Below are 22,811 nucleotides of genomic sequence, written 5' to 3' on the forward strand. Positions count from 1 at the left end.
CGTCAGATGGTTATAATGGACAGTCCCCTCTCCCTTCCGAAACTTTTTGTAGCCGCTTCGCGGAAAACGTTCTTCATGGAGCGACTCGGAGGCCAAAGGCATCCGACAGCAACTATCCCTCTCCAATATCATTGGAGCGCCTTGGATGCCAACGGCATCCAACAGCAGCTCTCCCACCCCGACACATTGGAGCGATTCGGGTGCCAAAGGCACCCGACAGCGGCTCTCTTCCCACTCACGCGATGAGGCTTGGGAGAGTGGTGCAGATGTGCATTTTCTCGGGCGCAGCCGACCCGCAGCCGTATCCCAATACGGCGAGGACTCGGCAAGGCCGAAAAATGTGCAGATGCGCCGCTATCCCAAGCCGCCTACCTTACGTAGCCCCACTCCACCAAACGGTTGTAGGCGTGCTGGGCCTGATCGCCCTTGTTCACCTTTTGCAGGAATTGATAATATTCGCGGGCGGCCTGATCGCGGTTGCCCATGCCTTCCTGGGAATACCCCTTGAAGAAGCCGACATACGGATTGCCGGGCAATGCCTTGTCGTATCCCGCAAAGCTGTCATAGGCCTGATCGTACTTCTTGGCCTGAACCAGGAGCACGCCGCTGACCTGATGGGCCTGGGCCTCGCCCGGATACACCTGCTCGGCCTTCTGGGCATAGGGCAAAGCCGCATCATACTTCTTCTGGGCCATGAGCAGCTTGGACATGAGCAAAAGGCCGGTATAGTCGTTCGGCGCCGCCTTCAGTGCCGTGCTCATCTTTCCCTCGGCCTCGACATATTTCTTCTCGCCGCCGAGCTTTTCCGCCTGCTGCATGTCCTTGATGGCCGGACCGAGCTTGCGCAACTCCGCAGTGTTGTCCATATACCGCTCGCGGTACACCGCATATTCTTTCTTGCCGAGATATTTTTCGTTGGCGGTCTTGCGGGCCGTGGACAGCCTCTCGGAACTCATTGGGTGGGTGGCGAACATGACTTCCAGTGCGCTCGGCTCACGGCCATGCTGCTCGTTGAGCATCTCCATGAGTCCGATCATACCGTCGGGGTTGTACTGTGCCCTGGTCATGTACTCCATGCCAAGGGCATCGGCCTGACGCTCGTCGTCCCGACTGTAGGAAGCCAGAAGCAGACCCGCGCCCAGGCCGCCCAGGCCCCCGGCCAGTGAGCCCCAGGCCCCGCCATACTTTGCCCCGATAACCGCTCCGCCGAGACCGGCCACACCGCCTATCACCATTTGCGAACTCAAGCGAGAAGACGTGTGCCGGGCATTGACATGGCCGATCTCGTGCCCGAGCAAAGCGGCCAGCTCGGCCTCATTGTCCACCTCGAGCATGATGCCGCGCGTGCAGGCGATGGTCCCGCCCGGAAAAGCGTAGGCGTTGACATAGTTGGCGTTAACCACATTGTAATTAAAGGGCATCTGCGGCCGGTGTGACTTTTCGGACAGGGACTTGCCCACCCCGTTCACATACTCATTCAAGGCCATGTCCTGGGTCGTGCCATAATCGTTTGAGAGCTGCTGGGGCGAGGCATCGCGATCCATCTGGACCTCCTGCTCCTCGCTGACCAGCATGAACTGGCTCTGCCCCGTAACCGGGTTCTTTGCGCACCCGCCCAAGGTCAGGGCGGCGGCGGTCATGGTGCCCGCCTTCAGAAATTCACGGCGACTCAGTTGTCCGTCCCTATCTCTTCGTTTCATTGTCATCTCCATTACTTGCCCGCACGATACCGCAAACCAAGGGCAACATTCAAGTCCGCACCGCTGTTGACACTGAACGCAGTATGGGACATTATTTCTTTAACACACCAACTTAACTACATTTTTGTAGGACAATTATGACAAAATTTCTGATCATAAAGACCGGTGGCACCTTTGAAGACTATGCCGCCGAACAGGGCGATTTCGAACACTGGACCGCCGAAGGCATGGGCCTGGACTCGGGCCAGTGGGAATGTGTGGATGTACAGTCCGGAGAACGCCTGCCGACTCCGACCGGATACATCGGATGCGCCATTACCGGCTCCCACGACATGGTCACGGACAACGCCCAGTGGATTCGGGACACATCCGCTTGGGTAGGCAAAGCCGTGGAAGCGGGGCTTCCCTTGCTCGGCATCTGCTTCGGGCATCAGCTCATGGCCGATGCCCTGGGCGGCAAGGCGGGATACCACCCCAACGGACTGGAAATAGGCACCGCCACCGTGACTCGCACCGAAGCATCCGACAACGACCCAATATTTTCCACCCTGCCCAAGGTTTTTCCCGGCCACGTGACCCATTCCCAGACCGCACTGGAAATCCCCCCCGGAGCCGTACTCCTGGCCACCGGCAGCCATGACCCGCACCAGGCCTTTCGAGTGGGCGAAAATGCCTGGGCCGTGCAGTTCCACCCCGAATTCGATGTGGCGGCCATACTCCATTACATTGACCTGCGGGAAGAAACCATTGCCGAACAGGGGCTGAACATAGACACCATCCGCAAGACCGTGAAGGAAACGCCGGACTCGGCGTCAATACTGAAGCTGTTCGCCGACTATTGCCGGAGCCTATGAGCAGGAACTCATCACCGCCCCGAGCAGGATCAGGCACAGAACAAACCAGAAGATCGCTTTAGCGAAGGAAAGAACACTGTTCACACACCCCCTGATAATCGTGGGCCTGCATTCGCACCCCGCATCCAGCCATTCCGTGCTGTCGTATCGATATTCCACATGAACCTTGCTTCCCTCGGGAACGTGCACGGCCACGTTTTCACCGTCTGACACGGTGATGCATATGTCCTGCTTCTCTTTGGGCATGGGCTGCTCCTGACCAAAGCATACACCCGATACCGGAAGAGGGTCAAAGGAACGTTGCCATCATCGACAGGCGGCTGTCGAACCAAACACACTTGCCTGATTTCCCCTGCTCGCGTAAGGGACGGAATATGAAGCATTTTTTCTTCCTGCTCGCCATTGCCGGTCTGGTTGTCTTCTGGGGAATGGGCACAAACATCCCCAACCGCCTGTTCTGGAACAACCTGGATGTGACGGTCACGGCCTACAACTCCACCCGCGCCCAGACCAGCGGCAACCCCAATGTGGCCGCCTGGAACAACCGGCTCAAGCCCGGCATGAAATGCATCGCGGTTTCGCGCGACCTCATCCCCATGGGGCTGGACAACCAGACCGAGGTATATATCGAGGGGCTGGGCGGCCCGTACCTGGTACTGGACAAGATGAACCGGCGTTTCAAGCACCGCATCGACGTCTACTTCGGCAAGAACGTCAAGGCCGCCCGCGAGTTCGGCGAACGCAAGGCCACCATCTACTGGCGCTAGACCGCCCCACTCTTGATCATACTTCCTTGAATCCGGCCAGATCCGGGGCGGTCATGGACGGCAGGAATTCCACTATGTCGTATTCGGCCACCCCCTCCCGAAGGAACGGATCCTCGGCAATGATCCCTTGGACCTCGGCCAGGGAACCGGCCCGGGCCACGATGACCCCGCCCGTACGCGGCTCCCTGCGGCCCGAGAACAGGAACTGCCCGGATGCATAATGCTCTTTCAGGTAGGTGATATGGGCTGGTATGAGACGGTCGATCTCGGACAGCGGCTTGACGTAGGTGAGGTTGAGGATGAACATGCGGCAGTCTCCTTTTTTACTGATGCTATTTCAAGGCAAGGGGGGGGGCCGCAGGGTCAATCATGAGCGGGACGGCCGACCCCGTGATTTCTCGCCGGATATTCGATGATCCCCTTGTGGTCGTCGATGAAGGATGTAGCCCCGTAGGTTCGGACAGGCAGTCCACAGGCTTTGCCCGAATCGGCCGGGATCAGGCAGTGACAGGCCTGGTTTTCCTTGCCCAGGATTTCAATGATCGCCGGGCACGGACGCGGGAAATCGACCTTGACGACGTCGATCATCCCCCTGACTTCGGGATAATAACTGAGCCGTCCTTCCAGGATCGCGCATTCCGGTCAGCAGAGAGGACCGCCCATGCCGTGCATGACCCCCCAGGAAGGGTGAAAAGAATGTCCTTCAGACATCCATCTCATCGGAATAGAACGTCTTTTAAAACACAACCCCCGCTTTCCGGCAACAGAAAAGGCCCCGAAAACATGCTCGGGGCCTTTGGTTTTCCGTATGCAGGACAGTTACATCTGGGCCAGGGCCTCTTCGGGAGTCAGGGACTCCAGGTTGAGGGCCGCGCCCACGGCCGGGCAGGTCAGCTTGCCGTTCCAGGTGTTCAGACCGAGCGCCAGACCCGGATCGTCCTTGAGGGCGGCCAATCCCTTGGCAGCCAGACGGAGGGCATAGGGAGCGGTCTGGTTGACCAGGGCAAAGGTGGAGGTACGGGGCACTGCACCGGGCATGTTGGCCACGCCGTAGTGGACCACGCCGTCCACGTCGTAGACCGGATGGTCATGGGTGGTGGCATGGATGGTTTCCACGCAACCGCCCTGGTCCACGGCCACGTCGACGATGACCGAACCCTTCTTCATGAGCGGGATCATGTCCTTGGTGATGAGGTTGGGGGCCTTTGCGCCGGGCAGGAGTACGGCACCGATGACCAGGTCGGCGCGGGCAACCATCTGGCGGATGTTCGGCTCGGTGGACATCATGGTGGTGATACGGCCCTGGAACACTTCGTCCAGGTACTGAAGGCGCTGGTGGGAAAGATCGAGAATGGTCACGCGGGCGCCCATGCCCATGGCGATGCGGGCCGCGTTGGTGCCGACCACGCCGCCGCCGATGACCAGCACTTCAGCCGGATACACGCCGGGCACGCCGCCCAGCAGGATGCCCTGACCGCCCTGGGTCTTCTCCAGGTAGTGCGCGCCCACCTGGGTGGCCATGCGGCCGGCCACTTCGGACATGGGGGTGAGCAGGGGCAGGGTGTGGTCCGGGGACTCGACGGTCTCATAGGCGATGCCGGTGGTACCGGACTCCAGCAGGGCGTGGGTCAGGGATTCGGCGGCAGCCAAATGCAGATAGGTGAACAGGAGCAGCCCCTTGCGCAGGTACTTGAACTCGGACTCCAGCGGTTCCTTGACCTTGATCACCATCTCGGCGGCCCAGGCCTCTGCGGCGGAAACCATTTTCGCGCCCGCAGCGGTGTAATCGGCATCGGCCAACCCGCTGCCCAGGCCTGCACCGGCCTCGACCAGCACTTCGTTGCCCTGGCGAACCAGGGATTCAACAGCGCCGGGCGTCATGGAAACACGATTCTCCAATGTTTTGATTTCTTTCGGGATACCTATAATCATCTGCTGCTCCTTTGGAAAAACTTTCCGCCCGAAACCGGCGGGAACGTTATATGGTGAAAGTGTCGACCACGGCGTCGGGCAACAGAAGCCACTTGCGCCGGGATTTCATGACAACAAAGGACTCGGAGGCATTGATGCCGCCCACCTTGGACAGATCCTGATTCAGAAATTCATAGAGGTCGTCCATTTCGTCCTGACAAACGATCTCCACGAAGATATCGTAGCGTCCCGTGACCACCGCGCACCAGTTTACGCGCGGCAGGGAGCCTATCTGGTCCAGCTTCTCGCCGAGCTGCTCGTGGCTCATCAGGCTGATGCCCACCAGTGCCACGGTCAGTCCCTTGACTCTTGAAGGGTTGACCAGGCCGGCCACCTTGAGGGCCCCCGCCTTGATAAGATTTTGCATGCGCGAACGAACTGTGGGAGCGGTCACACCCGTGGCCACACCGATCTTGCCCGGTGACAACTGCCCGTCGCGAGTCAGTTCGGCCACCAGCCGCTTGTCTTGGGAGTCCAAAGCATTCTTCATTTTGTTGCTCTAGTTTTTCTATTTTGAAAACTTGATATATTTTTTTTATCTAAAAAGTAAAAATGTTGTCAATAATATTTTTAAAAAATTCTCTTTCGGCGTGAAGAAAGAGCCGGACACGGGTGGCCGTCGTCAGAAGAAAGGATCCCGGTGATCAGGAAGTCAGGCTGCTGATGAAAAGCGCGGTGCCGAACAGGCCGATGGCCCCTGCTCCGCAGACGGACAGGGCCGCGTACATGACATTGAAAACCTTGCGGTTGCGGCCTGACAGCGTGAGTGTGGCGGATCGTGTCGAGACAGCAGCCCAGGCGAACAGGGTCGTGGTCAGCCCCATGCCCGCCGCCATGACGACCAGGGCGAGCAGCCCGATCCAGAAGATGTTCAGACCGATGGAGAAGGCCAGTATGACCGCGGCTCCGGGACAGGGAATCAGCCCGGTGACAAAGGACACGGCCAGGATGGATTTCACGTTGCCGGAGCCGTCCTGATCCAGCTGATGATCGCAGGACGGGTCGGCCAACATGCCCCCCTTGAGCACGTCGCGAACGGCCTTGATCAACAGGAACAATCCCATCAGGGCCAGGAGCGCGTAGCTGGCGGGTTGCAGGGCGCGGCTGGCAGCGGCGAATCCGCCCATGCCCGTGGAAAAAACCAGGTAGGCGATGCCCACTGCCACCGCCGCCGATCCCATGTGGACGAAGGTAATGGCGTTGCCCATGAGCGCCCCGTGAAAGAACGATCCGGGATTGCTCAGGAAATAGGAGCAGACCACGGCCTTGCCGTGTCCCGGTCCCACGGCATGGACCACACCGTAAATAAAGGCCAATCCCAGGAACATCCACAGGGCCGGGCCAAAGGGGTCATCCTTGAGCTTCATGCCGAAACCGTTGAGGCGCTGGGTGAGCTGCTTCTGAGTGGACCGCACCATGTCCATGGCCCTGGTCATGAGGCCGGGCGCTTCAACGGTCTGGAGAGACACGGCCTGGGGTGCCGTATCGGAAGAAGCGGACACGCTCAGATGCACGGCATTGGGAACGATGTATTGCCAATAGGTATGATCCTTGGCGGGCTGAATGGAGTGACTGACCTGGATCAAGCCGTTCACCTCGAAACTGATTCCGCCCTCGGCGTACACGACATCGGAATAGTATTCCTTGTCGAACACGGCCATGCGGAAGCCCTGGATCTCGGCAAGAGGCAGGTTCAGGGGAACATCGAAGTCATAGACCAGGCGATCACCGGCCAGGGAGGCCTTGAATCCCCTGGCCTCCGTCACCGGAATACGGCGGCCCCCGGTCTCGATGAGCGTAAAGTAGCCGTAGTTGGCCAAGTACTCGAAAGCCCCCGTGCGGATTGTTTCCTGGGCTTCCGGGGAATTCAGGGTCGCGGCATCCAGTTCCAGCTCGCCCAGTATGGCCTGGGTGAATATCTCGTCAAAGAGCCAGTTCTGATGCACGCCGGTCAATCCTGTGTCGTCCAGCCTGAACAGCAGGGAGACATCCACAAAGACATGCGGATGAGCCGATGCCGGGACAGGCAACAAGGCCAGGCAGAGTGTGACCAGCAGGGAAAGGGTGACCAGTGACGTGCGCATATTCGTTGCCCGGAGGAATACTGGAGAGCCGTGGAGAATGCAAGACCGGTCCATGGCGTCTTGTGTTGAATCATAAAAAACAGGCTGACCTGTTGATTTTTATGTCGATGCATCATATCTGATACGCTCTAATCGACTATCAGGATTCATTCATGATGCGTTATTATCTGTTCTTCCTCTTGAGCTTGTGCCTGTTCCCGCTGTCGGTTTCCGCGGAGAGCCTGCATATCGCGACCATCGACTTACCGCCCTACGGCTTTCTCGACGGAAAGGAGGCAACAGGACTTTGCTACGAACTGGGCAATGCCATTGCCAGGGAGGCCGGTTTAGAGCCTGAGAACCAGCTTTTGCCCCTGGCAAGGGGCATGAAGAATATCGCCAACGGCAGCGCGGACATGATCATCATGCTCCCCAATAAGGAAATCTCCGTTAGTGCTGACAATCTCGGCCCCATCCTGCCCTCGGAAATTGTTGTCTTCGGGCTGGCTCAAACGCCCCTGCGCACCGTCAAGGATCTCAGGGGCAAGGTCGTTGCCTTCGTGCGCGGGTCAAGGTATTTCACCTGTAATTTCAGCGAAATAGGCGCAATACTGTACCCCTTGCATGGGTATGAGCAAGGCCTCAAGATGCTTCTGAACAAGCGGGTTGATGCGGTCATGGGACCCAAATTGGGGCTGTACTATACGGCCCAAAAGACGGGATTGCCCCGGCGCGCCTTTGGCAGGCCACTCACACTGTGCGCGGCCCAGGGGAGCGTCTTCCTTTCAAAGAAAGTGGACAGTGCAGTGGCCGCAAGAATCTCGGCCGCAGTCGAACATCTGGTCAAAACAGGCCGGGTGCAACAACTCATCGACAAGTATTCCCTAGAACAAAGATGACAGCGGACGAGGAGTGGTGTAAAAGGATACGTCTACGAGAAGTGTTTTCGTGGCGATTCAATTTCCCCTTTTTTTCGGATAGCAGATGTACGCAGACCAACCCAAGAGAACCCGGCCTCTCCTGACCAGCAGATCCATCTCGCGGGACCTGACATTCAGCCTGGTGGTCATCGTTCTTGTCATTGCTACGGCCATGGGCGGCTATATCTATTGGCAACAATCCGAGGAAATGTGGGATACCGCCGAGAAAAAGGGAGAGGACACCATCTCCAGCGTGGCGGAGATCCTGGCCGTACCCATCTGGAACCTGGATTATGACAACGCCAGGCTGATCGGTTCCGTTTACACGCACGACGACATGGTCCAGGGGATTCGCATCTTCGGTTCGCGCAACGAGGTCGTATTCGCCCACGAAAAGTACTCGGGGGCCCCTCCTGATTTCAGCAACGAACGCGCCATCGTCTTCGAGGGACGCACCATCGGCCGGGCAGAAATCGATTTCACCCTGGCCCGTGACAAGAAACGCCTTGACGAGCAGATGCTCGTTTCCATCATCATCATAGTGGTCTCCATTTCCGTCATCCTGGCCATTACCGGCCTGCTCCTGCGCGTATTCCTGAACAAGCCGCTCATGGTCCTGCAATCGGGCATCGCCCGCGTGGCAAAGGGAGATTTTTCCTATGATTTCGGAGAGGTCTACCATGCCGAACTGCTGGAGATAGCCAAACGATTCCGGCGCATGTCCATCGAGATCGAAGGCCGCGAAAACAAACTCCAGACCATGAACAAGACCCTCCAGGACGCGGAGGAGAAGTATCGCGGCATTTTCGAGAATGCCATCGAAGGCATTTTCCAGGCCACCCCGGACGGGGTACTGCGCCGGGCCAACCCGGCCATGGCCCGTATTTTCGGTTACGAATCCCTGGATGAATTCCTGTCCAACGTGCGTTCATTAAGCTCCCGTATCGTGGTCAACCCGGAACACATGCAGGTTTTTTTCGACCAGGTACGGGACGACGGCGAGGTCAAGCGGTTTGAGGCCGAATACTACCGCCGCGACGGCAAGGCCATATGGGGGTCTCTCAACGCCCGCGCCATCTACGGCGACGAAGGGGAATTAATCTTCGTCGAAGGCATCCTGGAAGACATCACCGACCGCAAGAAGGCAGAACAGGATCTGGCCGACCTGAACCGGCACCTGGAACAACTGGTCCGCGAGCGTACCGAGGATCTGGTCAACAAGGCCCGCGAGCTTGAGGAGGCCAACCAGCGGTTGAGGGAACTCGACGAGATGAAATCGGCCTTCCTTTCCTCGGTATCCCACGAGTTGCGCACACCTCTCACCTCCATTCTCGGTTTCGCCAAACTGCTGAACAAGGAATTCACCAAGAATTTTCTGCCGTTGGGCCTGGAGGACACGCGGCTCACCAAGAAAGGATTACGGATTCAGCAGAACCTGGCCATCATCAGCCACGAGGGTGAACGGTTGACGCGCCTGATCAACGACGTGCTTGACCTGAACAAGATCGAATCCGGCTCCATGGGGTGGAGAGACGAACCTCTGGACATGCACGAGGTCATCAAGGTGGCTGCCAGTTCGGTCAGCGGCATGTTTGCCCAGACCACCCTGGACCTGATCACGGACATCGACTCGGATCTGCCGCCCATCGTGGCGGACCGGGACCGCATGCAGCAGGTGCTCATCAACCTGCTCAACAACGCTTCCAAATTCACGTCACAGGGCAAGGTCACGCTCCGGGCCTTTCCCCGCTTCGGCCAACTTCGCGTGGAAGTGGTAGACACCGGCACCGGCATCCACCCCGAGGACACGTCGCAGATATTCGAAAAATTCCACCAGACCCACACCGACGACACCATGGTCAACAAGCCCAAGGGCACCGGCCTGGGATTGACCATCTGCCGCGAGATCATCGAGCACTACGGTGGCCGCATCTGGGTCGAATCCGAGGTAGGCGTCGGTTCCACCTTCATATTCACGCTACCTGCCGCAAGCTAGGCGACTCTCCGGAGCACTGCGGGAAAAGCGTTGCCGCCCCTTCCTGCCCCTCGCCAAAGGCGCACCCTATCCCCTCAGCGATTTGAAACTGACAAGCTTTTGCCGTTCCTCATCCCACAGGTTCAATCTCAGGGACCCCATGCTTTTCCGCAAGGTCAGCGGCGCAACCTTCTGCATGGCCGGAGTGGCGTCGTAACTCTCTTGAAGCCTGTAGTTCGGGATTCTCGGCAGCACATGATGCACGTGGTGCAGGCCGATGTTGCCCGTAAACCATTGCAGGACCTTGGGGAGCTTGTAGTAGGAACTTCCGTCCATGGCGGCCTTCACGGGATCCCATTCATCCTGGTGCGCCCAGTACACCCCTTCGAACTGGTGCTGTACATAGAACAGCCAAACCCCGACCGCCCCGGCGACGAGCATGATCGGGAGCTGGATCATCAGATAGGTCTTGAAGCCGATGGTCAGGCTGGCCACTGATATTATCGCCACAATGGCCGCATTGGTGATCATGGCGCTGAAGCGCTCCGGTTTCCCTTCCGTTCGGGACAGAAAGCGCTGGGTAACCAGAAACGAATACCCCGGACCGATTCCCAAAAAGACGAATGGATTGCGGTAAAGGACATAGGCCAGCCGCTTGAGCGGCGAGAGTGCCCGGTACTCGTTTACGGTCAATGTCCACAGGTCGCCCACCCCCCTTTTGTCCAGGTTCGCGTACGTACCGTGGTGGACCAGATGGTGCCGCTGCCAGTAGGCGAACGGGGTGAACGTCAAGAATCCCGAGACATACCCGAGAATCACGTTGGCCCGGCGCGACGCAAAAAACGACCCGTGCGCGCAATCGTGGAAGATGATGAAGATGCGAACCAGCAGCAGGGCCGCCAGGACGAGAAGCGGACAAATGACCAAAACGGACGCCCCGTTCTTCAGCAGATAGACGAGCAGTCCCCAGAGCCCGAAATACGGCAGGAAGGTGTTCACGACCTGCCATACGGCCCGGACAACGTCCGGCTTTGCATACGGTTTCAGTGAAGTACGCAAAGACTGAATCGAGAGTGCGTTGGTATCACGCATGCCGATACCCCCTTGTCGCCCCCCGGGATGAAGCAGGGGGATGACCTGTCACTACTTAAAGCATAGCCCAATTGGGGAACCGCATCAAGGAGGGCCTGCATTTTTCCCGACAGGGCGGACTCGGGACTCTTCGGCCGAAATGCACGAGAAGGCTTTTCCTGCTTCCTTTTTTAACGCTTCGGATGCAGGTCCGCGGAAAGAGGGCTGTTTATGGCCTCCCCGCCGCCAGGCAGCGGCGCGGCCATAAACAGCCCGGGTCAAAAGAAGGCGAGAAAGCGCGGCACCGGGTTCGGGGCGCGGACACACCCCGTCGCGGGCACGGCGCGGCTACATCACGGCTTGCAACAGCCAGAGAACTCCCATCCCGCTGGCAATGGTAACGAAAGTATTCTTCGTCTTCCACGCCACAACCACGGCGACCAGGGCAGCAAGGAGCCGTTCCCACCCGGCAAAGGCGGCTTCGCCGTTCCTGCCGAGCAGCACCGCAGGCACGATCAGGGCGGTCAGCACCGAGGCGGGAATGAACCGGAGCATCCGGGTGACCGCGTCCGGGAAGGTCATCTTGTCCATGATCAGGATGAACGAGAACCGAAGGAGAAAAGTGCCGACGCCCATGGCCAGGGCCACGGGCCAGTAGATGGACATGTCAACCACGGGTCAGCCTCCTTTCGGCAAGGTAGCCGACCGCAATGCCGGACACGGCTCCGGCCATCAGTCCGAGATTGCAGGGAAGGGGGACGGCCAGCAACGCCACAATCCCGGCTGCCATGGCGGCCAGCACCGAAGGCCTGTCCTTGATGGCGGGCACGACCACGGCGATGAAGGTCAAGGGAATGGCGAAACCGAGATCCCACTCCGGCGGGATGAACGCGCCAAGGTACGCGCCCAGCACCGTGGTCCCGTTGAAGCAGGCCCAGACGGTCAGGGCCGTTCCGAGGTAATAGGGCGGCTTGTTGACGGATTCGCCGTCCTCCCTGCCGTACCGGGCAATGGACAGGGCGTATGCCTGGTCGGTGAGCAAATAGGCGAACAGTCCTTTCCTGACCAAAGGAAGCCCCCTGAAATGCGGGGCCAGGGATGCCGAGTACATGAGCATACGCATGTTGATGAGCAGACCGGTCAGGATGATCACGAGCAGGGAGGCGTGTTCGGCCATGAGCTGATTGACCACCAACTGACTGGCCCCGGCAAAAATGATGGCTGAAAAACCGATGGAGGCCCATTCGGGCATACCGGTGCCCACGCCGATCGCGCCGCAAATCAGACCGAACGGCACGATGCCGATCAGAATCGGGCTGGCGTCCCGCGCTCCGGATACAAAGGCCTTGAAGCTGTTCGACATGGATCATCCCCTCATGACATGGGGTACTTAGCCGCACCTCGCCCAGTCAACGGATTTATTGTCTGCCACACATTCTCCGCGCTGGACTTTTCAAGGCGAATGACGAGATACTCTCCACCATGAAAACAAAAGAAACGTATCGATGCGCCGCCTGCGGTGCGCAATCCCCCCGCTGGCAGGGACAGTGCCCTTCCTGCAAGGAATGGAACACTCTCGAAGCCGTGACCGTGGCAAAAAAGACCTCGGCTCCGGTGGGTGCCGCCGCAGCCCAGGATACGCCCCGCCCCCTGGAAGAACTGGAAAGCGAACATCTCGGCTCCCGCACCTCGGGCATGCCCTCCCTGGACGAACTGCTCGGTTCCGGGCTGGTGCCGGGCGCGGCCATCCTGCTCGGCGGTGAGCCGGGCATCGGCAAATCCACCCTGCTGCTGCAACTGGCGGGCAGTCAGGCACGCCTGGGGCATACCGCAGTCTACCTGTCCGGCGAGGAATCCCTGCCCCAACTCAAGGTCCGGGCCGAACGGCTCGGCCTGCTCGGACCGGGACTGCTTGCCATGGCCACCAACAAGGTCGAAGACGGCCTGGCCGTGCTCGAAGGGCCGAACCCGCCCGAACTGCTTATCGTGGACTCGGTCCAGACCCTGGCCTCGCCCATGGCCGAAGGCATCCCCGGCTCTGTCAGCCAGGTGCGCGCGGTGGCTGCCGAGCTGGTGGAAAAGACCAAGAAGACCGGCACCACGCTCATTCTGGTGGGCCACGTCACCAAGGACGGCCAGATCGCCGGGCCCAAGCTGCTCGAACACATGGTGGACACGGTCCTGTACCTGGAAGGCGACCGCAAGCATTTTTCCCGCATCCTGCGCGTACTCAAGAACCGGTTCGGCCCCAGCGACGAGCTGGTGGTCTTCACCATGAAGGAGCAGGGGCTCGAAGTGGTGGAAGACCCGGCCACATTTTTCCTGGGCGCACGGGACCCGTCCCTGTCCGGTACAGCCATGGCCCTGGCCGTGGACGGACAGCGACCCTTTGCCGTGGAGGTCCAGGCCCTGGTGTCCAAGTCCTTTCTGACCATTCCCCGGCGTACCGCGCTCGGCTTCGACACCAACCGTCTCAATCTGCTCCTGGCCGTGCTGGAAAAACGGCTGCGCATGAACCTGAGCGGCCACGACATCTACGCCAAGATCGCGGGCGGACTGGCCTACAAGGACCCCGGCCTGGACCTGGCCGTGGTGGCGGCCATCATGTCCTCGTTCTATGACCAGCCCCTGCCGGAATCCTCGGTCTTCTGGGGCGAGATCGACCTCAACGGCCAGGTGCGTCCGGTGGCCGCCCACGACGTCCGTCTGAAACAGGCCGGACGGCTGGGACACGACCCGGTATGCCACTCTGCGACCAGCCCGACCCTGGCCGACCTGCAACGCCTCCTGTTCGGCAAGCAATAGAGGAAAATACATGTTCGACATCGACGCCATGCGCGCCGTGGCCCCGTTCCAAGCGCTGTCGGAGACCACCCCGATGGAACTGCCCCGGCCGACCGCCGACGCCTGGACCCTGGACGGCAAGGAATTGACCCTGGATTTTCCGGTCAAGGACAACTACCATCACATGGCGGGGCACATTGACCATTACCGCAAACGGCTGGATGAAGCGGCAGCGTCCCAACACCCTTGAGAAAAAGCGCGTCCGGCGCCGCTTCCATTTTCTGATAATAATGGTATTGTCGCCATCAACATGCACTATGAGCATCTGGACATCTCCGGGCGCCGAAGCGACCTTGCGCTCAAATAGAAATCAATGCTGGAGGAAACCATGCCTGACATTCTGGACTGGACCAACTCGGACCTCGAAAAACTGGATATGGCCACCTATGAAGCCAGGGCCGATGAACTGGCCGCGCGCCTGCGCGAGGAAACCGGTGGGGGACGGCTGCCCTTCCTGACCATGCCCTATGCGGCGCAACTCAAGAAGGAACTGGATACTCTCAAAGACTTTCTCAAAGGTTTCGACCACATGCTCCTACTCGGCATCGGCGGGTCCGCCCTGGGCGCCCGAGCCCTGCAACAGGCGTTTTACCCCCAGCAGGACCAACCGGGCCACACTGGACCGTCCCTGTGGATTGCGGACAACGTGGATGCCTATGCCCTCGAAGCCTACCTTGCCAAACTGCCGCCCGAAAAGACCGTGGTGGTCACAGTGTCAAAATCCGGCGGCACCATCGAGACCGTGGGCCAGTACTTCATCCTCAAGAAATGGATGCAGCACCACCTGGGTGATGCCTGGTCCAAGCACATGCTGCTCGTGACCGACGAGAAACAGGGCTTCTTGCGCGGCGAAGCGGATTCCTTCGGCATCAAGTCCCTGCCCGTCCCCGACAACCTCGGCGGCCGCTACTCCGTTCTCTCTGCCGTGGGTCTGATTCCGGCGGTGTTCCTGGGCATGGACACGGACGCCCTCATTGCCGGAGCCCAGGAGGTGGCCGCACCTCTGACCGATCCGAACCTGACCGGAGACGGACTGGCTTCGCACAGCGCATTCCGGCTGGCGGCCTGGGGCGCGGCCCTGCAGGACAAGGGATTTGCCGAGATGATCTTTTTCGCCTATATCCCCTTGTGGGCAAGCTTCGGAGACTGGTTCGCCCAGCTCTGGGCCGAATCCCTGGGCAAGGAAGGCAAAGGCAGCCAGCCCGTACCCGCCATCGGCGTCACGGATCAGCACTCCGTGAACCAGATGTTCATGGACGGCGTGCGCAACAAGGCATGCCTGTACCTGACCTGTCCGAACCTGCCTGCCGGGCCGAAGTTCCCGACAGACCTGCCCGACCAGTTCAGTTATGTCCGGGGAAAGGACTTCGGCGAATTGATCCAGGCGGAAGGACTCGGCAACCGCATGGCCCTGTCCATGAACGGTGTGCCGCTGGTAGAGTTGAAAATGGGTTCTGATGGCCCGAAACAGGCTGGCAAGCTGATCGCGCTGCTTGGCGCGGCCACCATCCTGACCGGCTGGTTGATGGGCATCAATCCACTGGACCAACCTGCAGTGGAGTTGGGCAAACGATTGGCAAAAGCCCGCATGAACGCGGACGGCCTGACTGAGGAAAAGGCGGACCTGAACGCATTCCTCACGGCTGACAGAGATTTACGGGAGTTCTGAGTCATTGCAAAAGCATCAAGAGGACGGCAGCAGCCCCCTCCAGTTCGTCAAGGTCATATCCTGGACCCTGCTGGTCATCATCCTGGGGTTCAGTCTGCTGCTGTCCCTGTTTATATCCAAATACGCCGAGCAGACCCTGCTGGAAAAGCAGGAGGCGTTCGGCCTGCTCCTGGCCGAGAACGTCAGCCACCAGCTCTTCACCCGCTTCGTGATCCCCACGGTCCTGAAGTTCGGGGCCATCCGGCTGCGCAACGAGGACCAGGCCAATGCCATGGACCAGGTGGTCCGCTCCACCATCCACAGTTTCCACGTTTCCAGCCTGCGCATCTACGACGCCAACGGGAGCATCACTTACTCCCTGAACAAGGACGAGGTCGGCGATCAGGGTAATGCGGGCTACATGGTCACCAAGACCTGGGAGACCGAGGACTTCAGTGCGGAAATCCTGGCCAGGGTCTCCAAGATAGCCTCCCTGTTCCGGGTCAACCTTGACCCGGGCTCCATGGTTCTGCGGGCATATTATCCCCTGAGGGCGGAACGCAGCCTCACCAACATCGCCCAGAACCCGATCATGGGCATCCTGGAATTTCAGCAGGACATAACCGCCGACTACCTGGCCATGCTCAATTTTGAACGATTGATCATCGCCTTTTCGCTGATTACTTCGCTGGTCCTCTTCTTCCTGGTGCTCACGGTGCTTCGACGGGCCGAACGGCTCAGCAACCGTCAGCTCCGGGAAAAGGAAAAACTCATCTCCGAGTTGCAGCAACAAGAGAAACTGGCGGGCATGGGCCGCATGGTTGCGGGGGTGGCCCACGAAATCCGCAACCCGCTCGGCATCATCTGTTCCAGCTCGGAACTGATCCTGAAAAAGGCCAGAAAGGAAAACAGCTCCCACATCCGCATCATGGAGGCCCTGCATGAGGAGGCCAAGAGGCTCTCGCGCACGGTCACTGAATTCCTCGATTACGCCCGGCCCAAGAAACCCGCCATGATGCCGGTGGACATACGGTCCACCCTGGAACAGGTAATGGTCTTCATGGAGCCCGAATGCGAAAAGCTCGGCGTGACCATCGACAGCGATTTCGAAGGCGACATGTCGGCCAAGGGCGACAAGGACCTGCTCTACCGCGCCTTCTACAACCTGGTTGCCAATGCGCTCCAGGCCATGAACGGCCCCGGCGAGATATCCATCCGGGCGGCCAGGGGCGAGAAGGGGCTGCACGTGACCATTGTCGACACGGGTCCCGGTTTTACCCCGGAACATCTCGACCAGGTGCGCGACCCGTTCTTCACCACAAAGGATACCGGCACGGGCCTCGGCCTGGCCCTGGTCTCCACCATCCTTGAGAGCCATGGCGTGGATATGGTCCTGAGCAACGCCGAAGAGGGCGGTGCGCGGGTGGACGTCATCTTTCCCGCCTAACATCCGGGCAATACGGAGTCGAATCAGATGTCGAAAGCGTGGATACAGGCAAAACACTCGGAATTCGTCCGCGACCTGTTCAAATTCTTCTGCCAGGCCTGTGAACAGATCGAAGAGCAGTTCATCCAGTTTGACGAGGACGGAACCATTGAATTCGACGTGCTCAAGGATCTGGTCGGAAGCGAAATGAACAAGGGGCTGCTCTGGCGCATGAAGGATACGGCCCATCACGTTTTTCGCAACGATCCCCACTCCCAGCTCGGCGGCAAGTTTCTGGACTGGGCCATGGGCTACATCTTCCACGAAACCATCAAGCTCAAAGAGGACGCCTACCAGAAGCAGAACTATGCACCCTGGTTCCACAAGCTTTACGAAGGCAATCTCAGCGCCTCGGAAAAGGATATCACCGAACAACTCTTCCAGATCCTCAACCAGACCGAGGAATCCATGCGCCGGGAGATAGACCGCATCAGGTTCATCATCGCCAAATGCCGCCAGCTTTTGCCGTACTACCTGCACAGGTACAGCGACAACGTGCTGTTGGCTCGTTATATATTTTCACAAAACGATCTGGTCCGATCCGTCTTTGCCGATGAATACGCAGGCCTTATCTTTGCCATATACGGATCGGAACCTGAACAGATGTACATACTTGCAAGCCAAAGCCTGCGTATGGGAGGATGGGTCGAGGAAGCAGCCCAGGCGGTGGCAAGGGCTATCGCCGAAAATCCGACAAGCAAAATGGTCTTGCAAGAAAAGAAAATTATTGATAATTGGTCTGATAAGATAGGAACATGACCCAGTGAAACACTGGACGTTGTAAAAAAAAGAGATCTCATTTGAGGAGGCCTTTGATGAAAAAACTGATTTTGATTGCAATCATGCTGTGCCTTGTGTTCGCTTGGGGTTGCTCCAAGAAAGTCCAGACCGAACCCGAAGTGGTGGTGGTCGAAGAAAAAGAAGTTATTGTCGAAGAAAAAATCGTTGAGCCGGTCGTTGATCCCATGGCTGTGTACAAGGCAGAATATGACGCTCTGCCCGTCACCCACACCGTGACCAAGGGCGAATGCCTGTGGTGGATCTCCGAGTACAAGCATGTCTACAACGATCCTTTCATGTGGCCCCTGATCTTCAAAGCCAACCGCGACAAGATCAACAATCCTGACCTGATCTACCCCGGACAGCAGTTCGACGTGCCCCGCTACGGTTTTGACCTCGAAGAAGTCAAAGCCTCCCGCAAGGAAGCCGGTGCTCCCTGGAAGGCTCTCGAACCTGGCCAGGATGCCATGATCCCCGCAGAAATGCGTGCGGCTCTCGGCTACAGCTTCTAAGGTCAGCCTCACCAGCCATACAAGTCCGCCCTTCCATCTGGATGGGCGGACTCTTTTTTTATCAGGTGGCCGGAAACAGCCGGTAAGCCGGGGACAACCATGAATCCGGATTACGCCGCAAAAAAAACGGTTCGTTGGGCGGTTACCGTACTCCTACGGACAGAGACACTGCAGAAATGACCATCCAAACCATCAGACGCATGGGCCTGATCGAATGGCTGATGCTCCTGACCCTCTCCATCATATGGGGCGGCTCCTTCTTCTTCAATGCAGTGGCCCTCCGCGGCCTGCCGCCCCTGCTGGTGGTCTTCGGACGCGTCTTCATAGGCTGCCTCGGACTTGTGGCCGTCATTGCGGTCACCCGGCAGGAGTTCCGCAAACACCTGCACCGCTGGCCCCGATTTCTGATTCTGGGGGTGCTCAACACGGCCCTCCCGTTTTCCCTCATTGTCTGGGGCCAGCAGTACATAGACAGCGGATTGGCCGCAGTCATCAACGCCATCACCCCGGCCTTCACCATCCTTGTGGCAAACTTCTTCACCACCGACGAACGCGCCTCGGTGCGCAAATTCTCCGGCGCCATCATCGGGTTGAGCGGCGTGGCCGTGCTCATCGGCACGGATGCCCTGGCCGGGATCGGCGACCACGTCCTGGGGCAACTGGCCGTCATGGGAGCCACCTTTTCCTATGCCTGCGCCGCCACCTATGCCCGGCGGCTGGCCGGCATTCCCCCGCTGGTCGTGAGCTGCGGCCAATTGGCGGCATCAAGCCTGGTCATGCTACCGGTGGCGCTCGTGTTCACCCGCCCGTGGGAACTGGACATGCCCGGACTCGACGCCCTGGGCGCGGTGGTCGGACTCGGCCTGATCTGTTCCGCCTTTGCCTATATCCTGTTCTTCCGCCTCCTGAACACATCAGGGGCCACCAACGTCAGCCTGGTCACCCTGCTCATTCCCTTCAGCGCCACCGGCCTGGGCATCGCCTTTCTCGGAGAAGCCTTCACGCTGCGGCTGCTCGCGGGGATGCTCATCGTTTCCACTGCCGCCCTGCTCATCGACGGCAGAGTCAGGTTCAGAAGGAACAGCCCATAACTATTTTGACCGCCCAGATCATGCCCTGACCGGCCGAACCCATTCCCATCCATTGGGCGCCCAGATCCGGCAAGCTGGCAGGCCCTCAATGGGGGCCGGACAAGAAAAAGCCCTGCTCGAAAACGAACAGGGCCAAGTATGGAATTCGGAAGGGTATCGGTCGCTACATGGCGCCCAGGGCATCCGCCCGCATGGTGTACAGCGGAAAGATCTTGTCGTAACCGGACACCTCGAACACTTCCTGGATGTAATCCTTGACCCCGCAGATGGCCACAACGCCTTCTTTCTTCTTGAGACGCTGATAGGCAAGCACAAGCACACGCAGGCCCGAGCTGTTGATGTAATCCAACCCGGAAAAATCGAACAGGATTTTGGTCTCTCCGCCTTCCAGCAGGGCCAGAACCTTTTCCTCCATGGTCTGGGTTCCCTCGGCGTCGAGGTTGCCGTTCACTGCGAGAATGGTGATACCGTTTTCATTGATGTGATTCAGTGCCATTATACACCTCCATGCGCCCTAACCCGAGACCGGGCAATGGGTCTTGCTGATATTTTTATGCAAAGTAAGAACGTTCTTGCCGCCCTTACGCTCGTAGCTGATGCCGTGCACCATGCTCTTGACCAGATGAATGCCCATGCCCCCGACAGGCTTTAAACGATCCTCCAGCGGCACGTCCAATTCAGGCTCCGGGGCCTCCAGGATGTTGAACGGCTCGGAGTCGTCTTCCAGTTGAATGGTCAGGATATCGCCTTCAAGACCGATGGTCACGTCAATGGGATGCTCGTCAAAATCAGTGTAGCCATAGGAGATAATATTGGTGATCAATTCGTCAAGGGCCAGCGTAAGGTGGAAGATGATCTTGGGATGCAGGGCATGGGCAAAGCCGAATTCCTCCACCTTGGGCTGGAAGCACTTGAAGCAGTTTTCCTTGTTCGTCATCCGAAAAGATATGGAGTGCCGGGCCATGAGATTATCACCTGCGTCCTTCTTGACCACGACGACGGTAATGTCATCCTCCTGGCCGTTGCCCTGAAAAGCTTCCACCGCAGCCATCATGGCCAAACGGATCGCCTCTGCTCTTTTATGGGCATTCTCGCGCACGATAGCAAGCATTCTCTTCTTGCCGAACATTTCACCCTGGGAGTTCTGCGCCTCCCAAACCCCGTCTGTGGCCAGAACCAATATATCGCCTGCCTCCAGCCGTGTCTCATTGGTCGCGTACACGGCTTGCTCAACCACACCGAGGGGGAAACCCTCGCCCCACAGTTCACCGAATTCGTCCGTGACGGGATTGTAGCGAATGGCCGGATCATGCCCTGCCCGTACCCACTTTATGGAAGAGGAATTCTCCTGCAGGTGCAGGTAGAACATGGTCAGGAATCGGCCGGTCCCGTCCAGATCCCGGCTCAAAACCTTATTGATGGAATCCATTCGTTCATGCGGGGCAAGATCGATATTCGCCAGGGCGTGCAACTGCCCCCTGGCAGCGGCCATGACCAGGGCCGACGGCACACCGTGCCCGGACACATCGCCGAGGACCACGGCCATTCCGGGCTCGCCGCCACAAATCCTTATAAAATCATAATAGTCGCCGCCGGTTTGATCGCAATAGGCAATGCCGCCCGAAACATCAAAGCCCGCCAGATCGGGTTCTGAACTGGGCAGCAGCAATCGCTGGACTTCCTGGGCCAGCTCCATGTCCTTGTTCAGTTGCATCAACTCCTTGAGCTTGGGACCCATCTCGTTGAAGGCCTCGATGAGGTCGTCCCGCTCATCCCCGGCCCGATAGTCGATATGCGCGGCGAAGTCGCCCCGCATCAACCGTTTGGCCACATCGACTATGCCAAAAATCGGCTTTGTAATGGCACGCGAGCCGAACCAGGCGATAAGCCCGGTGATGATCAGCATAACGCCGGAAATGATGGAGGAGATGTTCCGTACTTCCTGGAACAAGGCATTGAGCAGGCCGGAGACCTCGTCGGGCAGTTTGGCAACCACTGTTTTGGGAGCAATGACCAACATGGCGTATGTGTCCACTGTGGCAAAGGCGCAAACCGAGGATTGGCCGTTGTAGGAAATTTTCATTACACCGGACTTCCGCGTATCCAGTGCGTGCAAAAGAACATTGTATCCCACTGGGTCGTCAAAAGTGAGCCATTCTTTCTCTGGCGCGCTCATCCAGTGCCGCCGCCCCCCTTCGCCGGATTCCGCCTGCACCAGAATGGCCAGCCCCCTGCCCGAAGACTCCTCCTCAGGGACCCTGGCTACCAAAAAGGTGCGCACATCTCCTTGCCACCGAGCTCCGAGTTCGTTGTCCGACATCATGGCATGGGCCGGAGTGTCGACAGATACGGCTCCGAGGAACCTGCCCTCACGGTCCCGGAGGGGAAACACCAACTTGTTCATGATAAACCGGGTGGCCGGGTCCACGGTGCTAAACCATTTTCCCGAATCCACGTCCCGGGCACTCCGGTACCAATCCTGGTTTCTGGGATCAAACATGTGCGGAAGACTGCCGTGTCCGGGGAACGTCATGAACACACCTGATTCCATGGCCACATTGATCCAGAATGGACCGGACGGCAATTCGCTGTAAACACCCCTTATAACGGGAGCCGCCAGAAGCAATTGGCGCAGTTCGCCGTCCACGTCCTCCAGCCGCACTCCGGGGGACAGATGGACCGTGGGATGCTCAAGGCTGACCCTGATGGACTGCTGTACCTTAGACATGGTCCGCCTGACATACCCCTCACGCCTGGCTGCATCCGGAGGCGTCAAGTCGGGATCAGCAAAATCATTGGAAAAATAAGGCAAAGGAGCTGAAGAAAGAGCCGGTTGACCCAGGACGGAAACCACTTCACCGGCCACAGTCTGAGCAGCCAACTGCATTACATTTCCGGTCCGCTCCAGAATGGCAAGAAGTGACGAGGCTGTGTACTCGAATTCATCGGACACGATGTCGAGCAGTTCCTTACGGGTCTGCTCACGGGTTTTCTCGATGACCTCGCTGGAGGCCCGCCCCATGAGGCCGCGTGAAATGAATATGGGGGCCAGGCTGAAGGCCATCAGGACGACGAAAAATTTTATGCGAATGGATATTTTCATAACATATGTCACGTGCAACTATAGAT

At 58.7% G+C, this 22,811-nt stretch carries 23 protein-coding genes; 11 read left to right on the top strand and 12 right to left on the bottom strand.

What is annotated here, in order from left to right:
• Positions 1-368: 368 nt before the first annotated feature.
• The gene (locus DWB63_RS13380) at positions 369-1,700 is read right to left on the bottom strand and encodes a M48 family metalloprotease (RefSeq protein ID WP_241648847.1); all 1,332 of its coding nucleotides are present in this window, start codon (positions 1,698-1,700) and stop codon (positions 369-371) included.
• Between the two features lie 137 nt (positions 1,701-1,837).
• Between DWB63_RS13380 and DWB63_RS13385 the strand changes: the two genes are divergently transcribed.
• Positions 1,838-2,554, top strand: coding sequence for a glutamine amidotransferase (locus DWB63_RS13385; protein ID WP_128329354.1), 717 nt, complete (start codon positions 1,838-1,840; stop codon positions 2,552-2,554).
• Here DWB63_RS13385 and DWB63_RS13390 read toward each other — a convergent pair.
• Positions 2,549-2,800 (bottom strand): hypothetical protein, encoded by a 252-nt coding sequence (locus tag DWB63_RS13390; protein ID WP_128329355.1) that lies wholly within the window; start codon positions 2,798-2,800, stop codon positions 2,549-2,551. The genes DWB63_RS13385 and DWB63_RS13390 overlap by 6 nt on opposite strands.
• Before the next feature lie 128 nt (positions 2,801-2,928).
• Here DWB63_RS13390 and DWB63_RS13395 point away from each other — a divergent pair, with 128 nt between their 5' ends.
• A complete protein-coding gene (locus tag DWB63_RS13395; protein WP_128329356.1) occupies positions 2,929-3,321 on the top strand; it encodes a 3D domain-containing protein in 393 nt (130 codons plus the stop codon).
• Between the two features lie 16 nt (positions 3,322-3,337).
• Here the strand turns inward: DWB63_RS13395 and DWB63_RS13400 are convergent, their stop codons facing one another.
• The 5 genes from DWB63_RS13400 to DWB63_RS13420 all read right to left on the bottom strand — a co-directional run bounded on the left by DWB63_RS13400 (position 3,338) and on the right by DWB63_RS13420 (position 7,376).
• On the bottom strand, positions 3,338-3,628 hold the full coding sequence (locus DWB63_RS13400; RefSeq protein ID WP_128329357.1) for a YciI family protein: 291 nt from the start codon (positions 3,626-3,628) through the stop codon (positions 3,338-3,340).
• A 56-nt stretch (positions 3,629-3,684) separates the two neighbouring features.
• The gene (locus tag DWB63_RS13405) at positions 3,685-3,951 is read right to left on the bottom strand and encodes a DUF3088 family protein (protein ID WP_128329358.1); all 267 of its coding nucleotides are present in this window, start codon (positions 3,949-3,951) and stop codon (positions 3,685-3,687) included.
• A 189-nt stretch (positions 3,952-4,140) separates the two neighbouring features.
• Positions 4,141-5,253: an alanine dehydrogenase gene (ald, locus tag DWB63_RS13410; protein ID WP_128329359.1), complete on the bottom strand. Its 1,113-nt coding sequence runs from the start codon at positions 5,251-5,253 to the stop codon at positions 4,141-4,143.
• A 46-nt stretch (positions 5,254-5,299) separates the two neighbouring features.
• Positions 5,300-5,782: an Lrp/AsnC family transcriptional regulator gene (locus tag DWB63_RS13415; protein WP_128329360.1), complete on the bottom strand. Its 483-nt coding sequence runs from the start codon at positions 5,780-5,782 to the stop codon at positions 5,300-5,302.
• 154 nt (positions 5,783-5,936) lie between these two features.
• Positions 5,937-7,376 carry a DUF1007 family protein gene (locus DWB63_RS13420; RefSeq protein WP_128329361.1) on the bottom strand — a complete coding sequence of 480 codons (1,440 nt, stop codon included), beginning with the start codon at positions 7,374-7,376 and terminating at the stop codon, positions 5,937-5,939.
• A gap of 152 nt (positions 7,377-7,528) precedes the next feature.
• Between DWB63_RS13420 and DWB63_RS13425 the strand changes: the two genes are divergently transcribed.
• Both DWB63_RS13425 and DWB63_RS13430 read left to right on the top strand, forming a co-directional pair.
• On the top strand, positions 7,529-8,254 hold the full coding sequence (locus DWB63_RS13425; protein WP_128329362.1) for a transporter substrate-binding domain-containing protein: 726 nt from the start codon (positions 7,529-7,531) through the stop codon (positions 8,252-8,254).
• Between the two features lie 85 nt (positions 8,255-8,339).
• A complete protein-coding gene (locus DWB63_RS13430; protein WP_128329363.1) occupies positions 8,340-10,271 on the top strand; it encodes an ATP-binding protein in 1,932 nt (643 codons plus the stop codon).
• Between the two features lie 66 nt (positions 10,272-10,337).
• On the opposite strand, the gene DWB63_RS13435 is transcribed toward DWB63_RS13430, so the two are convergent.
• The 3 genes from DWB63_RS13435 to DWB63_RS13445 form a co-directional block, all read right to left on the bottom strand.
• The gene (locus tag DWB63_RS13435; RefSeq protein ID WP_128329364.1) at positions 10,338-11,342 is read right to left on the bottom strand and encodes a fatty acid desaturase; all 1,005 of its coding nucleotides are present in this window, start codon (positions 11,340-11,342) and stop codon (positions 10,338-10,340) included.
• A gap of 327 nt (positions 11,343-11,669) precedes the next feature.
• Positions 11,670-11,987 (bottom strand): AzlD domain-containing protein, encoded by a 318-nt coding sequence (locus DWB63_RS13440; protein WP_241648853.1) that lies wholly within the window; start codon positions 11,985-11,987, stop codon positions 11,670-11,672.
• Position 11,988: 1 nt separating this feature from the next.
• Positions 11,989-12,684 (bottom strand): AzlC family ABC transporter permease, encoded by a 696-nt coding sequence (locus tag DWB63_RS13445; RefSeq protein WP_128329366.1) that lies wholly within the window; start codon positions 12,682-12,684, stop codon positions 11,989-11,991.
• A gap of 119 nt (positions 12,685-12,803) precedes the next feature.
• Between DWB63_RS13445 and radA the strand changes: the two genes are divergently transcribed.
• The 7 genes from radA to DWB63_RS13480 all read left to right on the top strand — a co-directional run bounded on the left by radA (position 12,804) and on the right by DWB63_RS13480 (position 19,682).
• On the top strand, positions 12,804-14,126 hold the full coding sequence (gene radA / locus DWB63_RS13450) for a DNA repair protein RadA (protein WP_128329367.1): 1,323 nt from the start codon (positions 12,804-12,806) through the stop codon (positions 14,124-14,126).
• A gap of 10 nt (positions 14,127-14,136) precedes the next feature.
• Positions 14,137-14,355, top strand: coding sequence for a hypothetical protein (locus DWB63_RS13455; protein WP_128329368.1), 219 nt, complete (start codon positions 14,137-14,139; stop codon positions 14,353-14,355).
• A gap of 138 nt (positions 14,356-14,493) precedes the next feature.
• The gene (locus DWB63_RS13460; RefSeq protein ID WP_128329369.1) at positions 14,494-15,834 is read left to right on the top strand and encodes a glucose-6-phosphate isomerase; all 1,341 of its coding nucleotides are present in this window, start codon (positions 14,494-14,496) and stop codon (positions 15,832-15,834) included.
• A 4-nt stretch (positions 15,835-15,838) separates the two neighbouring features.
• Complete coding sequence (locus tag DWB63_RS13465) at positions 15,839-17,260, top strand: ATP-binding protein (protein WP_128329370.1); 1,422 nt, start codon at positions 15,839-15,841, stop codon at positions 17,258-17,260.
• 27 nt (positions 17,261-17,287) lie between these two features.
• Positions 17,288-18,058, top strand: coding sequence for a hypothetical protein (locus tag DWB63_RS13470; protein WP_128329371.1), 771 nt, complete (start codon positions 17,288-17,290; stop codon positions 18,056-18,058).
• Positions 18,059-18,114: 56 nt separating this feature from the next.
• Complete coding sequence (locus tag DWB63_RS13475) at positions 18,115-18,591, top strand: LysM peptidoglycan-binding domain-containing protein (RefSeq protein WP_128329372.1); 477 nt, start codon at positions 18,115-18,117, stop codon at positions 18,589-18,591.
• A 176-nt stretch (positions 18,592-18,767) separates the two neighbouring features.
• Positions 18,768-19,682: a DMT family transporter gene (locus tag DWB63_RS13480; RefSeq protein ID WP_128329373.1), complete on the top strand. Its 915-nt coding sequence runs from the start codon at positions 18,768-18,770 to the stop codon at positions 19,680-19,682.
• 163 nt (positions 19,683-19,845) lie between these two features.
• On the opposite strand, the gene DWB63_RS13485 is transcribed toward DWB63_RS13480, so the two are convergent.
• Entirely contained in the window at positions 19,846-20,178 is a 333-nt protein-coding gene (locus DWB63_RS13485) for an STAS domain-containing protein (protein ID WP_128329374.1), read from the bottom strand.
• A gap of 18 nt (positions 20,179-20,196) precedes the next feature.
• Positions 20,197-22,785: a SpoIIE family protein phosphatase gene (locus tag DWB63_RS13490; RefSeq protein ID WP_128329375.1), complete on the bottom strand. Its 2,589-nt coding sequence runs from the start codon at positions 22,783-22,785 to the stop codon at positions 20,197-20,199.
• Between the last annotated feature and the right edge of the window lie 26 nt (positions 22,786-22,811).

Origin of the sequence: Pseudodesulfovibrio sp. S3, from assembly GCF_004025585.1 — a bacterium.
In the GTDB taxonomy this organism is placed as follows: domain Bacteria; phylum Desulfobacterota; class Desulfovibrionia; order Desulfovibrionales; family Desulfovibrionaceae; genus Pseudodesulfovibrio.